A 14,883-nucleotide genomic window follows, 5' to 3' on the forward strand; every position below is an offset into this window, starting at 1 on the left:
TCCAACGCGGAACAAACAAATCCGGGCAATCCGGCAATCCGGCCAGCGCATTACTGACCGTCCGTTCGGTAATATGTCTACAGTACATGAATGTGCCCCGCTGCACACTAAGAAGCGCTGCAGCCGAGCCGGGCCCCGGCAGGATCCGGCCACCGTTCTGAGGAGAGCAAATGACGCCCGAGCACCGCGACGCAGACGTGCAGACCGCCGAGACGTGGAAGATCACCCTGGGTGAACTCGACGAGAAGATGGGCGTGAAAATCATCGAGGAATCCGTGGAACGCGTGGTAGCCACGATGCCCGTGGAGGGGAACCGCCAGTCGTTCGGCCTACTGCACGGCGGCGCATCCCTGGCTGTCGGCGAGGCCGTGGGGTCCTGGGCAGCGGTGATCCACGCCAGCACGCTGGGCAAGACGGCGGTGGGTGTTGACGTCTCCGCCACGCACCACAAGTCAGCCCGCAGCGGCCTCATCACCATCACGGCGACGCCGATCCACCTGGGCGGGACGCTCACCACCCATGAGGTGCTGATTACCAACGAGGCCGGCCAGCGGCTCTGCACGCTCCGGATCACCAACCTGCTGCTGGCCCGGAAGTCGTAGCCGCCATGTGACCGTGATTCGTCCGCCGCTAGGCTGATCAGGTGACTGAGCTTGCCAACCTGACTCCGACCCTGGCGGCAGTCGGGCTCCTCATGGTGTTGACAGCCGGGGTTCTCAAAGCCTTTAAGGTGCCGCACGGCTTCGCCCCCGCGCTCGCCATCCTTCGCGGAGCCGCGCAACTGGCAGCGGTCAGCCTGATCCTGGGAGCCGTCATTGCCAGCGGCACCTGGGTTGCCGTGGCGCTGGGCGTCATGTTCGTTGTCGCTGCCATGACTGCCACGCGCCGCCTCGGCTGGAGCTGGACCCACTTGGCAATGGTTGGCTCGTCGATGGCCGCCGGCATCATTGTTGCGCTTGCCATCGTCTTCGCCACGGGATCCATCGGTTTCACAGGGCGCTACGCCCTGGCAATCGGCGGCATCGTCATCGGAAACTCCATGACGATTGCGGCATTGGCCGGCCGACGGTTCAACGAGGCTGTCATTGACAAGTGGGACCTCGTCGAAGCCTGGCTGGCGCTGGGTGCCACTCCCCGGCAGGCGACCCGGGACATGGCGCGCGGGGCGGCGTCCTCGGCCCTCATACCGTCGATCGACCAGACGAAGACAACCGGCCTGGTCACACTGCCCGGGGCCTTCGTGGGAGCCATCTTCGGCGGGCTTTCACCGTTGGAGGCAGGGCGTTTCCAGATTGTGGTGCTGGCTTCGATCATGGCCGCCGGCTCAATCACCGCAGTGATGCTGGTGCACATGCTTGCTCCGGTCCGTGTGCGGCCCGGCGCACTACGTTGAACGCCCGGCCAACATTTGGCTCGGGGCGGTCTGACGGTCATGGGTGGCGGAGGAGAAAGCGTTGACTTTGCCATGGACGCTTTATACGCTGGCTCCTCTGGATGAGTGGCATGCGGCAGCCATCCACCCAAAGGTGGTTCTGTCTAAAAATGGTGCCTCCGTCCGGTTCCCTTTCCGGCGGCGGCCGACGTCGGCGCTAAGCCGAGTTCCGTAGTTTCCGCACCACCGCAGGCGGATGCATGAGCAAGAAATCCACAAGGGCTGCAATCCTGGCAGTTGCCGTTCTGGCAGGCGGCTTGCTGGCGGGTGTGACTACTTCCGCCTTGGCGCCGGCGACCACCAATTACTACGTCAGTGCTGCCGGCAGCGACACCAACCCGGGAACATCGAGTGGATCGCCCTGGCAATCGTTGTCCAAGGTAAACGAAGCCGACCTCAAGCCCGGCGACACAGTGAGCTTCCGCCGCGGTGATGTGTGGATCGGCATCGTGGAGGTGAGCCGCAACGGAACTGCCGGCTCAGCCATCACGCTGAAGAACTACGGAAGCGGGAGTTTGCCGACCGTCACCGGCGGCGAAGGGGGAAACTGTTTCCGGCTCAGCGGCAACTTCATCGAAGTAGACGGGCTGCGCGCCACATCCTGCGGTTACGCGGGCTTTAACGTCGCGGGCGACAACAACATCGTCAGAAGTTCGGAAGCCTCCAACAACACGGCTGGCATTAAGGTGAGTTCCGGCTCTGATTTCGGCATGTATGCCAACAACTTCCTGGCCGACAACAACGTCATGAACGTCAACACCCCGGGAACCCGGTGCGGCACGCCGCAGGCCGTTGACTGCAGTGACGATTCCGGCGCCTTCGGCGTGCTCATCAACGGTGACGACAACGAATTTTTCGGCAATACCGTGATCGGCTCCACTGCCGCCTCCTCCGACTTCGGCCGCGACGGTAGCGCCTTCGAGATCTACAACGGCAACCGCAACCTGATCCACCACAACAAGGCGATCGACAACAATGTGTTCTCGGAACTGGGACGATCGAAGGGCACTGCCGACGGCAACACCTACCGTTACAACCTCGTCCGCGCTTCCTGCGGCCCTGACTGCGCCGAAGCCTCGGGCCTGATCGCCCGCGGAACGGGATCACCCTTCGGCCCGACCAACAACACTGTCTTTGAATTCAACACGGTCTGGCTGAACGGCAGCCATTCCCGCGGAGTAGTGTGCCACGCCACGTGCCCGTCCTCGACGGTCATCAGAGGCAACATTCTGGTGGCCAACCGCAACGCGCTTTGGTTGGATGGCTCCGGCTGGACCGAACAGGCCAACGTCATCAACGGGCCAAGCAACGTGGTGTTGGACAAGACTTCGACGACGGCCCCGGCCCTCTTCGCGAACGCACCCCAAGATCTCCGGCTGACATCGGCCAGCCCGGCCGTCGACCGGGTCGGCGGCAGTCCTTTTGGGCTGGACCTGGACCGGGTGCAGGTGCCACAGAGCGGTCTCTGCGGTGGAATCGGAAGGGCCGACGCCGGCGCCTACGAATACGATTCGCCGAATTGCTAGGTCGGAGCCGGCACCGGAGGTGCCCCGGTCCGGTGTGAGCCCTTCCGCCTGCCGCAGCACCGGAAGATAATCAAGGTAACTGCTCTTAGCGCCATGGAGGTGGTGGATCGTGTCGGTTTATACCTTGGGGATCTGGCTCATCAAACCGGGCCATGAGGACGATTTCGTGAAGGCGTGGCAGGACATGGCCGCACGAACGCAGACGGATTTCCCGGAAGCCAAGGGGATTCTGATGCACGACCGGGATGTACCCAACCGATTCATCAGCACGGGACCGTGGGAGTCCCTGGACCAGATTGAACGGTGGCGGGCATCGGCCGCATTCACGGAAAGCCTCCAGTCGATCCGCGAAATAGTTGAACACTTCGAGCCTCACACACTGGACGAGGCAGCGACGATCGGCACGGCCGCGAAGTAGTCCTATCGCCTGCCGCGCCGCCGGACTGCGAGAAGCAGCAATCCGCCGAGGAGCAGGGCAGCGCCTGCCACGCCGCCTGCCGCAAGCAGGCCGGACGCCCCGGTGTCGGCCAGCCTGTCCGTAGTGCTCGCCGTTGCATCCCGGATGTACGTGATGCCGTCAGGCAGCACAGCCACGACGGATGGCTGGGGCGCCGGCTTCAGTTCGGCGGCCCGGACAGAGCGTGCCGGCGCGGCAGGCTTGGACGGCGTGGCCGGGTTTGAAGCGGCTGGTTTCTCGACCGTACTGAAGGTGCTTGTCCCGGAGCTGCTGAAGCCGTTGATGGTCTGCGCCGAAAACTGCGTAGCGGAGGCGGGCGCTGTAAACGACCAGTTGCCGTCAGCGTCTGCTGGGACGTCCAGCGGCTCGTGGGCCGGCAGCACAATTCGGACACTGGAGCCAGCCGGTACAGCGGCGGCCGGAGCTGCCGGGATCCTGCCCGTGATGCGCTGCCCTGCGGCGATTGGCCCGGCCGGCAGGGGTGCGTCCAGTGCCGGCTTGTTGAGGAACAGCCTCAGCTGGACGCCCGGCAGCACGTTGAGCGATTCCTGCAGGGTGGCAGCCACAGCGAAGTTTTCTGCCGACGTTCTTGAGTTTCCGGCCGAGTGTGTTCCCACCGCATAGTTTCCGCTGATCCAGGGACCACCGGAATCGCCTCCGCTTGATTGCACGGATGTGGAGAGGAACCCACGGAAGGATCGGAGGTCGTCCGGCTCGCCGGAGCCGCCCTCTACGACATAGATCCCCACCTCGTCCACCGTGCCGCACGACCAGCCCGCGGTCCGGCCGGAGCGGCAGACAGCCTGTCCGACGAAGGGGGCGGCGGTGCCCACAATCGGCACGGCCCCGGCGCCGAGGTCTGCGGGATCGTCCCATGTGGTCGCGGCAGGCAGCAGGTCGAGGTCGGAACGGATGGATTCAATGACGGCGATGTCGGACCCCGGTTCCACGGCGCCAGCCGGGTCGGTGCTGATCCTGGCGTTTCCCGGGCCGCCGAACTGGCTGAATCCGAAGGTCCCGAGTTCCCCGGTGACCCCACTCTCCGCGACGGAGCCACCGGCCGGTTCGCCCGCCGGAAGTGTTACCTCCGCAAGCCGGGCGGTGCCGTCCTCCGCGCAGTGGCCAGCTGTGAGCACCAGCGGCTCTCCTCCAGGGCTAAAGGCGCTGAACCCCGAAGAGCAGACCACCACACCGTCGATTCGGTAGCCTTGGCCGCCGAGGAAGTCCTCTTCGCTGGCCATCGGCTCGCCCTTCTCCAGCACCACGTTGGCGTACTGTGCCACGAATTCCGACGGCGACATGCCGGTCTCGCCGGCGGCCCCCCGCATTACGCCGCCCCCCGGCTGTTGTCCGCTTTGAGACGCTTTCTCGGGGGAATTGACGCCGCCCGTGCGGATGATGAATTTGCCACCGGCCGCGGCCACAGCCTGCAGGCCTGCTGCGCCGACGTCGTGCAAATAGGCCCGGTAGAGCTGCTCGGTGCTGGTTGCCTGAAGATCCTTCTCCGGAGCAGGCCCCTGCGCCGGAGTTGCTCGGGCTGGCGCAGCCTTTGCTGGTGTCTCCGGGGCTGGCGTTGCCCCAGCTGGTGTCGCCGGGGCTGGCGTTGCGTGCGCTGGCGTTGTCTGCACTGGCGTCCCAGGGACCCGAGCGGCGGACGCTGCGCCCGGGGCGATGAGCACGAATTCGTTCCTGCCAGCCTGGCCGGCCGCGTTGAGCGACGCAACGCTCTTTTGAAGCCCGGGGCCCGTGCCTTCGACCAGAACATGGCCGTCGTGCAGGCTGAGCGCAACGAAACCGGGCAGCTTCCAGAGCGTGGCCAGCGCATCGGCAGCGCGTTTTCCCTGCGCACCGGCAGCGTTGAACTCCGCCAGGGTCATGCCGAGATCCCGCGCAACTGCCTCCGCCAGGCCTTCGTCGCTGATACCGGAGGCGCTGACACCCGTAGCGCCGACACTGGGTTTACTGACACTCGGGCTGCTGACACTCGGTCTACTGGCAACCGACGGCGACGCGGCACCGCCGGTGACTGCCGGCGTCGGACTTTCCTCGGCAGCGGAAGCCGGCACGGACCCGAGAGCGGCGCTGAGGGCGACAGCTGCTGCCGCCGCCAGAGCCAGTGCGCGCCGGCCTGCTGCGCCGTATGCGGAGGAAGTCACAGGGCCACCCTGGCGCCGAGGGCAGACAGGATGGCTTCCAGCTCCGGCTCCGAAACGCCATGCCGCAGGAGGTACTCCCGGGTGTTGAGTGACCGAACGAAATCAAGGACGCCTTCCCCGCGGCTTTGCAGGAGCGGCGCCAGGGTTTCTTCGTCCAGGTACCGTTCGTGGGGGTGCGGTGTCAGCCGTGTGCGGTGACGCTCATTGATGCCGCGCATGGCCGCCTGGTAGCCAGCGACAATATCGCCGTCAGGGGCGCCGGCGAGGTCCTGAAGCATGGCTGCGACCATGCCGCTGCGGTCCCGTCCTGCCGAGCAATGGATCACGACTCCGCCAGGGGATGCGGCCACAGCCTTGAACACAGCGGCCAGTTTGTCCGGAAACAGCCGGGCGTTGGCGGCGTAATAGGCGGGGTCATTGAGGTAGGGGACGCAGAGAGCCTTGAACTCGCGGTTGTCCGGGTCCTCGGTCGGGGCAAATATGACGTCGAACGCGGCGAGCGCCCCGCCCACGTCGGGATCGGCGTCCCGGGGTTGCCGTTCGGCGGGGTTGCGGAGGTCGATGACGGTGCGGACGCCGTCATTGTGTGCGTCCTGCCAGCCGGCGGCCGTGACCCACTCGCGGCGGCCCATCCGGTAGACCGAACCGGCCACGCGCCAAGCATTGACGGCACCGTCCCAGCCCACAGGTGCCAGTTCCCTCGCGTTCACGGAGACAGCTAACCACATCTTCCGCGCCGGCTGCACTGGCTGCATCCAAGTGGCGCGGCCACTGCCGGCCAAAATCGAGTACTCGCGACAGGACCATAGCCCCACGACCAGGCGTACTCTAAGGCGATGAGCGCCATCGCCCGGCCACTGCTGCCTCCACCGGCCATGCCGGGTCTGATGGCGTGCCGCAACGACGCCGTTTCACCACCGATTAGTTCAAGGCACAGGATCTGCAACGAAAAGGGGACATCCAATGGGCAAGAGGACGACAATCCGGCGGCGCTCGGCTCTCGCGGCCGGGCTCGCCACTATGGCGATGGCACTGGGCTTCACAGCAGTACCGGCGGAGGCGGCACCGCCCATCGCCTATGTGGCGCTTGGCGACTCCTATGCCGCAGGGCAGGGGGCAGGGCCTTATCTTGACTCGTGTTTTCGCAGCGACAACAGCTACGCGGCGGACGCCGACGTTGCGAAGTCTGTCCGCCTCGTCACCAATGCGGCGTGCAGCGGTGCAACGACGTTAGACGTAGCCGCGACGCAATTAGGACGCCTCAAGAAAAACACGGCCCTTGTGACCATTACGGCTGGCGCAAATGACCTGAACAGCACTGCCGTCCTGATCGCCTGCCTTCCAGCCCCATCAAGTGCGAACTGCGCGGCCGCCCTCGGATTTGCCTCGAACATGTTGGGGACAGTCAGTGCCCGGCTGGTTGGCCTCGTGCAGGCCGTCCACGCCGCAGCACCGAACGCGAAAATTGTCCTAACGGGCTACCCGCATTTGTTCGAACCTGTCGATACTTTTACCGCCACAGCCAACCTGCTGACCGATCGCCTCAACACCGCCATTGCCGCAGCAGCCGACTACACTAAAACGCAATACGTGGACGTAACCACCGCCTTCGCAGGACACGCCACCAACAGCACCCCCGCTTGGATCAACTACGACCCTCTGACTCCGCTCGCTCCTGACAACTTCCACCCGAATGCTTCGGGCTACGAGGCATACTACGCGGCGCTCTTGGCTAAGGGTGCCTACTCAAAGTCGTAGCACAGCCGTCCTACCGCTTCCTGGCCAGCCTGTACTCGAGGCCGTTGCGGACCATGGGCCACTCGTGTTCCAGGATAGAGAACACCACGGTGTCCCGGAGCACGCCGTCCGAGGTCCGGGAGTGGCTGCGGAGCACACCGTCCTGCTTGGCTCCGAGCCGGGCGATCGCTTCCCGCGACTGGTGGTTCAGCCAGTGTGTGCGGAATTCGACGGCGGGGCAGCCGAGCGTTTCGAAGGCATGTTGCAGGAGCAGCAGCTTGGAATCCGCGTTGCTGCCGCTGCCGTGCGAAGAGGCCGCATTCCAGGTTGAGCCGATCTCAACGCGGGGAGTATCGGCGTCGATGTTCATGTAAGTGGTCATGCCGATCACCCGACCCGGACCGCCCGTGGTCGGGTCTATCAGCCGCGTGGCGAAGGGCAGCATGGAGCCCAATTCCTGGAGGGCCAGCCGGCGGTCGATTTCTGCAGCCATCCGGTCCGGGGCGGGGACGTTCGTGTACCAGAGCTTCCAAAGTTCGCCGTCGCGGGCCGCTTCCACCAGTCCGTCGTGGTGGCTGTGCGCCAGTGGCTCAAGGACGACGACCTTGCCGGTCAGGGTGATGGGTTGAATCGGGGTCACCGCACCATCCTAGAGGCGCCCGATGATGTTCCTATAGACAATTCTTCAAATCGTTTGGCGGCACAAGCAGCGCGAGACAACCCTCACCCTTATGCTGGCTGAATGGCTCGTACCGCAAGAGAACGCATCGATGGTGACCCGATTTCGTCTGGTGTTTACGGTGCCCTCCTCGATCAGATTTCTGCTTTGGATGGGTGTGAGCTACAGGAGAACGCGTCCTCGTTCCATGTCACACACGGGCGTGCTTTTCTCGGCATCCACCCCCGGCGGGGCGGCATTCTGGTCAACATCGTCCTGGCGAGGCAGCTCGAATCCGATCGTGTGCACCGCGCCGAGCGCGTATCGGCCAACCGGTGGCACAACGAAGTCATCCTGAAGGACCCTTCAGAAATTGATGCCGAGGTGCTGGCCTGGATCCGCGAAGGATATGCGCTCACCGCCTGAGGCGGCAGACTTGGCGCTGGATGGTGGCCCGGGTCGGCGTCCGTCATGCAGGACCTTTCAAGCCGCACGTTCCTATCAAGTCACTACCCCGTCCGGCCGGTCGCCCCTGGTGAGTGGCGGCAGCCCGGTCCGCCTTGAGGAGCCGGCTGTAGGATTCCCGCATCCGACAGACCTAGAGGAGCTGCCATGACCAACGAGCCCACCCCGGTAACGCACGCCTTGGACGCCTACGCCGCGGCTGTCTATGCCAAGGATGTCGAGGCCTTCACCGCGCTCTACGACGACGACATCCACGTCTTTGATTCGTGGGGGCAGTGGCAATACCAGGGCATCGACCAGTGGCGCGGGATGGCGGCAGGCTGGTTCGGCTCGCTGGGCGACGAGCGTGTGCAGGTCGAGTTCAACGACGTGCAGTCCGCCGTCGGGGATGACGTCGCCTTCGGACATGCGGCCGTCACCTTCGCCGGCGTTTCGGCGGACGGCGAGCGACTGCGGGCCATGACCAACCGCATCACCGTGAACCTGGCGAAGAAGAACGGCGTCTGGAAGATCGCCCACGAGCATTCCTCGCTGCCCATCGATCCGGAGACAGACAAGGGCATGTTTTCGCTGCGCCCTTAGCTCCAGTCGAAGAACCCCTTGCCGGTCTTGCGGCCCAGTTCGCCCCGGGCCACCTTGTCCTTCAAAATCTGCGGCGGCGCGAACCGCTCCCCCAGCGTCGAGTGCAGGTATTCGGCGATGCCCAGCCGCACGTCCAGACCCACGATGTCTGTGGTCTTCAGCGGCCCGGTGGGGTGCTTGTAGCCGAGCACCATGGCGGCGTCGATGTCCTCCGCGGAGGCCACACCTTCCTCCACCATGCGCATCGCCTCCAGCGCAATCGCCACGCCCAGCCGCGAGGACGCGAACCCCGGGGCGTCATTGACGACGACGGCGGTCTTGCCCAGCGCTTCGGTCCAGCGCTTCGCTGCGGCCGCCAGCTCGGGAGATGTCGCCGTCCCCAGCACCACTTCGATCAGGGTTGACGCGGGCACCGGGTTGAAGAAGTGCAGGCCCAGGAAGTTCTGCGGGCGCTTCAGCTCACGGGCAAGGCCGTTGACCGACAGCGAGGAGGTGTTTGAGGCGAGGTAGGCATCCTCGCCGAGCCGCTCTTCAATTCCCCGGAGGGAAGTGACCTTCAGGTCCCAGTCTTCCGGAACGGCCTCGATGACGAGCTGCCGGTCCGCGAAGTCGTCGTAGTCCAGGGTCACCGAGAGCCGGGACACCATTTCGTCCAGGTTTCCGTCCGTGGCGCCGCGTTCGATGCTCTTCGCGGCTGCCGACTCCACCCGTTCCCGGGCGGCTTCGGCGGATTCCTCATCGCGTTCAACCACCAGGACGTTGGCCCCGGTGATCAGGAACGCGTGGGCGATGCCTGCCCCCATGCGGCCGCCGCCGAGGACGCCGACGGTGGCGGGAAGGTTTGCCGGCAAGGTCGAGTTGCTCATATCTATTTCTTCTTCTCTGTTTTTTTGTCGAGGAACGCCTGCATGCGGTCAAACTTCGCCTGCGACTCGAAAAGGATGCCCTGCGCCAGCTGGTCCACGAGCGGATGCGCTTCCGCCGGCGCGTGGAACACGGACTTGGTGATCCGCACGGCCAGCGGGTCCTGCCGGGCGATGCGGTCGGCCAGGCTGTGGGCGCCCTCCATCAGCGACGGCGCCTCGTGGATCTCGGTGATCAGGCTGACCGCCAGGGCCTGTTCGGCCCGCAGCACCAGCCCCGCGAGCAGGATTTCCTTGGCTACGGGCTCCCCCACGAGCTCCTTCAGCCGCCAGCTGGCGCCGGCCGCCGCCAGGATTCCCAGTCCGGTTTCCGGGTTGCCGATGCGGACGCCCGGAGTGCCGATCCGGAAGTCGGCGGCGTAGGCGAGCTCGGCACCGCCGCCCAGGCAGTAGCCGTCCAGGGCCGCGATGACGGGCATGGGCAGCTTGGCAATGCGGACGAAAATCGTTGAGTTGATGCCCTGCAGGGCATCGTCCCGCCGCCGCTCGCGCAGTTGGGCGATGTCCGCGCCGGAGGCAAACACGCCCTCGACGCCGGCAATGATCAGGATCCGCGGGTTCTGCTCGAGTGCGGTGCAGACCACGTGGAGCTCATCCACCATCTGCTGGTCGATGGCATTGCGGACCTCCGGGCGGTTGAGCAGCACCACCACGCGGTCGTCGCGCTCTTCGACCAGGAGGGTGCTGAACTTTTCGGTGCTTAAGGATCCGTTCGCGCTGTCCGGAGCCGCCATTACACCCGCTCCAGCAGCATCGCGGTACCCTGGCCGACGCCGATGCACATGGTCGCCAGGCCGATCCGGGCATCCTCGCGTTCCATCCGGCCCAGCAGGGTGATGGCGATCCTTGACCCGCTGGACCCAAGCGGGTGACCCAGCGCGATGGCACCGCCGTCGTTGTTGACGATGCCAGGGTCCAGCCCAAGCCGCCGCATGCTCGCCAGCGACTGGGTGGCAAACGCTTCGTTAAGCTCGACGGCGCCAAGGTCGCCGACGCTGAGACCGCTCCGCTTGAGCACTTTCTGGGTGGCGGGGACCGGGCCGATGCCCATGATTTCGGGCTCGCAACCGGCAGAGGCGCCGTCGATGATACGTGCCCGCGCGGTCAGTCCAAGCCTCTGGATGGCCGCCTCGGAGGCCACGATGATGGCCGAGGCGCCGTCATTGAGGGTGGACGAGTTGCCGGCGGTGACAATCGATCCGCCCGGAACGACCGGCCGGAGACCGGAGAGCACGTCCATGGTGGTGCCGGCACGGGGACCCTCGTCGGTGTCCACGACCGTCTCGGACTTGCGGGTCTTGACCGTGACCGGAACAATCTCGTCCTTGAACCGGCCGCCCGCGATGGCTGCCAGGGACTTTTCGTGCGAGCGGACGGCGAAGGCATCGGCGTCCTCGCGGGAGATGACGTCAACGCGGCCCACTTCCTCCGCCGTTTCCGGCATCGAAAAGGTCATCTTGCCGTCCCGGGACAGGTCGCCCTTCTTGAAGGCGGGGTTGACGAAGCGCCAGCCGATGGAGGTGTCGAAGATTTCGCCGGGCTTCGCGAACGCAGTGTGCGGCTTTTCCTGCACCCACGGCGCCCGGCTCATCGATTCGACGCCGCCGGCCACCACGATGTCCGCGGCGCCCGACTTGATCATCTGGCTGGCCATGATGATGGCGCTGAGGCCGGAGGCGCACAGCCGGTTCACCGTGATGCCGGGGATGTGGAGGGGAAGTCCTGCCAGGATCGTGGCCATGCGGGCAACGTTGCGGTTCTCTTCACCGGCTCCGTTGGCGTTCCCGAGAATGACTTCGTCGATGGCGTCCGGGTCCACACCGGCGCGGGCCACGGCTTCGCGGACCACCAGCGCTGCCAGATCATCAGGACGCACGGCCGAAAGCGCACCGCCGTATCGCCCCACCGGGGTGCGGGCGCCGCCAACCAGAAAAGCCTCGACCATGAGAACATCCTTTACGCAGGGAGTGAGGCCGGATACGAATAAATTACCGACCGTTCGTTCTATAAAGATTACACGGCGGGCCCGGAGGGTCAACCAAAGGGCCTGTTTTGGTCGGCCGGCACACGTCGCGCCGCCCGGCGCTACGCCACCACGACCCCCAGATGAGCGGCCAGCAGCGGGGCGATGAGGCCGAGCTGGTAGTCGTCGATCACCACGCCGGCCAGGCTATCCAGTCCACTGATGCTCCGGAAATCGGTGCCGCGGAGATCGAAATCCTTCAGCTTCGCGCCGCTGAGGTCCAGGCTTCCGATGGTGCAGTTCCTGAGGGCCACGCGGGCGCCGGTAACAGAGCCAAGGTCCAGCTCATTGATGATGCAGTCGCTGATGAGGACGTCCGCCAGCCTGGAGCCGCGCAGGTTCACGAAATCCAGCTTGCCGCCGTCGATCTTCACGGACTGCCAGCCGCTGTCATACAGCTCGGCGGATCCCCAGCGGGGGTTGCTGAACTCGACGTCGCGGAAGGTGGACCTGGCTGCGGTGAGCACGGGAGCGTAGGCCTCGCTCACCAGGCAGTCCCGGAAGCTGGCACCCCGAAGCTGGGTTTCATTGAAGGAGATCCCGGAAAATTCGCACTCGGCAAAGACGATTCCACTGAGCTCCAGGCCATCCGCATCCGCACGGCTGTACCGCACGGCGTCATACCTGTCACCGCTGCGGAAATCCGGCGCATCATCGTCCCGCAGGCCCTCGAGCTGAATCGGAGACAGCCGCGGCGGCGTGACCTTCAACCCCTTCCCCCGGGCGGCCTTCCCCGCGGCCCTGCCCGTCACTGCAGCGACTCGGCTTTTGCAGCGATCTCGGCAAGGTCCTTTGCCAGGGCTTTCCGCGTGACGTTCATGCCGATCTTTCCGAACAGCGCCAGCATGACCCTGCTGACGGCTGTGGGCCGGAGCATCTCGGCACCGAAGGTCAGCGTAAGGTCCGTTCCGGCGTCGCGCTCAGCCAAGGTGAAACGGGAGGTATAGTCCGCGCCGCCCTGCAATGCCTTGACGGTGGTGCTGCGCGGCGCATCCACCTGGGACACCCACATTTCAATCGTTTCACGCCGGCCCATCATGGACCGCGTTTCCTTCCACCGCGTGCCTTCGCCGTAAGGCCCCTCGCTGACCATCTGAATGGTCTCGACGCCCGAGAGGGTGGCTGCCGAACCGGGGATGTCGGAAATCACTGCCCACACTTTCTCGGGCCTGGCGTTCACATGTTGAGTCAAACTGGTGCTGTGGTCCATCCTCCGAGCCTAGCCCCGGGCACAGACATTGAGCACTCAGGCGGACACGTCCTTGAATTAGTAAGCATGCTTTGTGTTAGGCTGAAACGGCTTTGTCAGATCAACCGGCAACGGAAGGTGGTTAGCACCATGGGTATTGGAGACAAGATTCAGAACGCTGCAGAAGACTTCGGCGGCAAGGCCAAGGAAGCTGCCGGCAACGCCACGGACAACGACCGCCTGAAGGCCGAGGGGCAGAAGGACCAGGTCGTTGCCGATGCCAAGAAGGTCGGCGAAGACGTCAAGGACGAGTTCAGGCGCGACTAGGTCCTACAGACACACAAACGACGACGGCGGACTCTCCTTGGGGGGTGTCCGCCGTCGCCGTTTTGTCGTTTAAATGTCCGACCTGTCTGCCAGACTGTGGCCATGACGGAACTAGACCTGAGTGACGACAGCAGGGCGGCCGGCGGCTCCAAGAATCTTGGCGGCTACTTGGCGCGCCCGGACGGCCCGGGCCCGTTTCCGGCCGTCGTGATGATCCACGAGGCCTTTGGCCTCAACGACCAAACCCGGCGGCACGCGGACCGGCTGGCAGAGGCAGGCTACTTGACCCTGGCCGTGGACCTGTTCAGCGACGGCGGCCCGCGGCGCTGCCTCGTCAGCACCATGCGCTCCATGATGTCCGGCGAAGGCCGCGTCTTCACCGACCTGGCCACCGCCCGGTCCTGGCTCAGCGGTTCAGGGCTCAGCACCGGGAAAACGGGGGTGATCGGCTTCTGCATGGGCGGAGGGTTCGCGCTGCTCGCCGCCAACGACGGCTTCGATGCCGCGTCGGTGAATTATGGACGCCTGCCTGGAAACCTGGAGGCTGCGCTCCGGGGCGCCTGCCCCGTCGTGGCAAATTACGGCAAAAAGGACCGGACGCTCCAAGGCGCCGCCGCCAAACTCGAGGCCGCGCTGGAGTCCCACGACATCGAACACGACGTCAGGGAGTTCCCGACCGCCGGCCACGCCTTCCTGAACGACGAGGAAGAAGGGCCGAGGGCGCTGCGTCCGCTGATGAGGGTCATGGGCATCGGCCCGGATCCGCGGTCCAGCCCGGAAGCGTGGCAGCGGATTGAGGACCATTTCGCCAAGCATCTGCAGGCGTGAGGCTTAATGAGCGGTGGCGGCCACCTGGTGAAGGTGACCGCCGCCGTCGTCGTGATTCCAAGTACTAGCTGAACAGCTCGCTCTTAGGCTCGTTGTTCTTGACCTTCTGCCAGCCCAGCCACAGAACCACAGCGAAGAACGGGATGGTGGCCAGGGTCCACAGGCCGAGGTAGAAGACCTCACCGTTCTTGCTGGTCATGGTGTCGAAGCCGATCAGCACGGCGATGACCAGCAGTGCGACAAGTCCGGCCCAGCTGCTCCAGGGCGAGCCCGGCATCGGCAGCTCGGAGACGCGGCCCTTCTTGTGGCGCAGCGCGATCTGGCTGGCGAAGATGGCGCCCCAGGTGAAGATCACGCCGATGGACGCGGTGTTGAGCGCGAGGTCGAAGGCGTGCGAGCCGCCGAGCCAGATGTTCAGCAGGATGCCCACGAGGTAGAACGCGGCGATGGCGAGGATGGCAGCGTACGGCACGTGGCGCGAGGACATCTTGGTGAGCCACTGCGGGGCATGGCCGTTGTTGGCCATGGTGCGGAAGACTCGGCCGATCGAGTACAGACCCGAGTTGCACGACGACAGCGC

General features: G+C 65.2%; 18 protein-coding genes. 9 read left to right on the top strand and 9 right to left on the bottom strand.

The features are described from left to right. Positions 1–170: 170 nt before the first annotated feature. From LQ144_RS14905 to LQ144_RS14920, 4 genes are all read left to right on the top strand, one after another. The gene (locus LQ144_RS14905) at positions 171–602 is read left to right on the top strand and encodes a hotdog fold thioesterase (RefSeq protein ID WP_230119481.1); all 432 of its coding nucleotides are present in this window, start codon (positions 171–173) and stop codon (positions 600–602) included. A gap of 41 nt (positions 603–643) precedes the next feature. Continuing rightward, complete coding sequence (locus LQ144_RS14910) at positions 644–1,393, top strand: ABC transporter permease (protein WP_230119482.1); 750 nt, start codon at positions 644–646, stop codon at positions 1,391–1,393. A gap of 239 nt (positions 1,394–1,632) precedes the next feature. Beyond that, positions 1,633–2,958 carry a hypothetical protein gene (locus tag LQ144_RS14915; protein ID WP_230119483.1) on the top strand — a complete coding sequence of 442 codons (1,326 nt, stop codon included), beginning with the start codon at positions 1,633–1,635 and terminating at the stop codon, positions 2,956–2,958. A 109-nt stretch (positions 2,959–3,067) separates the two neighbouring features. Then, positions 3,068–3,376 carry an antibiotic biosynthesis monooxygenase gene (locus tag LQ144_RS14920; RefSeq protein WP_230119484.1) on the top strand — a complete coding sequence of 103 codons (309 nt, stop codon included), beginning with the start codon at positions 3,068–3,070 and terminating at the stop codon, positions 3,374–3,376. A gap of 2 nt (positions 3,377–3,378) precedes the next feature. Here LQ144_RS14920 and LQ144_RS14925 read toward each other — a convergent pair whose 3' ends face one another. Together LQ144_RS14925 and LQ144_RS14930 are read right to left on the bottom strand one after the other, a co-directional pair. Further along, complete coding sequence (locus LQ144_RS14925; protein ID WP_230119485.1) at positions 3,379–5,571, bottom strand: trypsin-like serine protease; 2,193 nt, start codon at positions 5,569–5,571, stop codon at positions 3,379–3,381. Continuing rightward, a complete protein-coding gene (locus LQ144_RS14930; RefSeq protein ID WP_230119486.1) occupies positions 5,568–6,281 on the bottom strand; it encodes a tyrosine-protein phosphatase in 714 nt (237 codons plus the stop codon). Before LQ144_RS14930 ends, LQ144_RS14925 begins: the two co-directional genes overlap by 4 nt. Before the next feature lie 253 nt (positions 6,282–6,534). Between LQ144_RS14930 and LQ144_RS14935 the strand changes: the two genes are divergently transcribed. Next, a complete protein-coding gene (locus tag LQ144_RS14935; protein WP_230119487.1) occupies positions 6,535–7,329 on the top strand; it encodes an SGNH/GDSL hydrolase family protein in 795 nt (264 codons plus the stop codon). Positions 7,330–7,339: 10 nt separating this feature from the next. Here the strand turns inward: LQ144_RS14935 and LQ144_RS14940 are convergent, their stop codons facing one another. Beyond that, positions 7,340–7,948: a GNAT family protein gene (locus LQ144_RS14940; RefSeq protein WP_230119488.1), complete on the bottom strand. Its 609-nt coding sequence runs from the start codon at positions 7,946–7,948 to the stop codon at positions 7,340–7,342. A 102-nt stretch (positions 7,949–8,050) separates the two neighbouring features. On the opposite strand from LQ144_RS14940, the gene LQ144_RS14945 reads away from it, so the two are divergent. Further along, a complete protein-coding gene (locus LQ144_RS14945; protein WP_230119489.1) occupies positions 8,051–8,392 on the top strand; it encodes a DUF5655 domain-containing protein in 342 nt (113 codons plus the stop codon). Between the two features lie 186 nt (positions 8,393–8,578). Continuing rightward, positions 8,579–9,013 (top strand): nuclear transport factor 2 family protein, encoded by a 435-nt coding sequence (locus tag LQ144_RS14950; protein WP_230119490.1) that lies wholly within the window; start codon positions 8,579–8,581, stop codon positions 9,011–9,013. On the opposite strand, the gene LQ144_RS14955 is transcribed toward LQ144_RS14950, so the two are convergent. From LQ144_RS14955 to LQ144_RS14975, 5 genes are all read right to left on the bottom strand, one after another. After that, positions 9,010–9,879, bottom strand: a complete 870-nt coding sequence (locus LQ144_RS14955; protein WP_230119491.1) for a 3-hydroxyacyl-CoA dehydrogenase family protein — start codon at positions 9,877–9,879, stop codon at positions 9,010–9,012. The two genes, LQ144_RS14950 and LQ144_RS14955, sit on opposite strands and share 4 nt — an antisense overlap. Positions 9,880–9,881: 2 nt before the next feature. Next, the gene (locus LQ144_RS14960; RefSeq protein ID WP_230119492.1) at positions 9,882–10,670 is read right to left on the bottom strand and encodes an enoyl-CoA hydratase/isomerase family protein; all 789 of its coding nucleotides are present in this window, start codon (positions 10,668–10,670) and stop codon (positions 9,882–9,884) included. Further along, entirely contained in the window at positions 10,670–11,881 is a 1,212-nt protein-coding gene (locus LQ144_RS14965; protein WP_230119493.1) for an acetyl-CoA C-acyltransferase, read from the bottom strand. The genes LQ144_RS14960 and LQ144_RS14965 overlap by 1 nt, the downstream gene beginning before the upstream one ends. Positions 11,882–12,021: 140 nt before the next feature. Further along, positions 12,022–12,669: a pentapeptide repeat-containing protein gene (locus LQ144_RS14970; RefSeq protein WP_230119494.1), complete on the bottom strand. Its 648-nt coding sequence runs from the start codon at positions 12,667–12,669 to the stop codon at positions 12,022–12,024. 38 nt (positions 12,670–12,707) lie between these two features. Further along, positions 12,708–13,169 (bottom strand): SRPBCC family protein, encoded by a 462-nt coding sequence (locus tag LQ144_RS14975; protein WP_230119495.1) that lies wholly within the window; start codon positions 13,167–13,169, stop codon positions 12,708–12,710. Between the two features lie 129 nt (positions 13,170–13,298). Here LQ144_RS14975 and LQ144_RS14980 point away from each other — a divergent pair, with 129 nt between their 5' ends. Then, complete coding sequence (locus LQ144_RS14980; protein WP_230119496.1) at positions 13,299–13,475, top strand: CsbD family protein; 177 nt, start codon at positions 13,299–13,301, stop codon at positions 13,473–13,475. A gap of 102 nt (positions 13,476–13,577) precedes the next feature. Further along, positions 13,578–14,303, top strand: a complete 726-nt coding sequence (locus LQ144_RS14985) for a dienelactone hydrolase family protein (RefSeq protein ID WP_230119497.1) — start codon at positions 13,578–13,580, stop codon at positions 14,301–14,303. Between the two features lie 64 nt (positions 14,304–14,367). Here the strand turns inward: LQ144_RS14985 and LQ144_RS14990 are convergent. Further along, positions 14,368–14,883: amino acid permease (locus tag LQ144_RS14990; RefSeq protein WP_230119498.1), on the bottom strand; the 516-nt coding region annotated here is incomplete at its 5' end.

This window comes from Arthrobacter sp. Bi83, from assembly GCF_918698095.1.
In the GTDB taxonomy this organism is placed as follows: Bacteria; Actinomycetota; Actinomycetes; order Actinomycetales; family Micrococcaceae; genus Arthrobacter.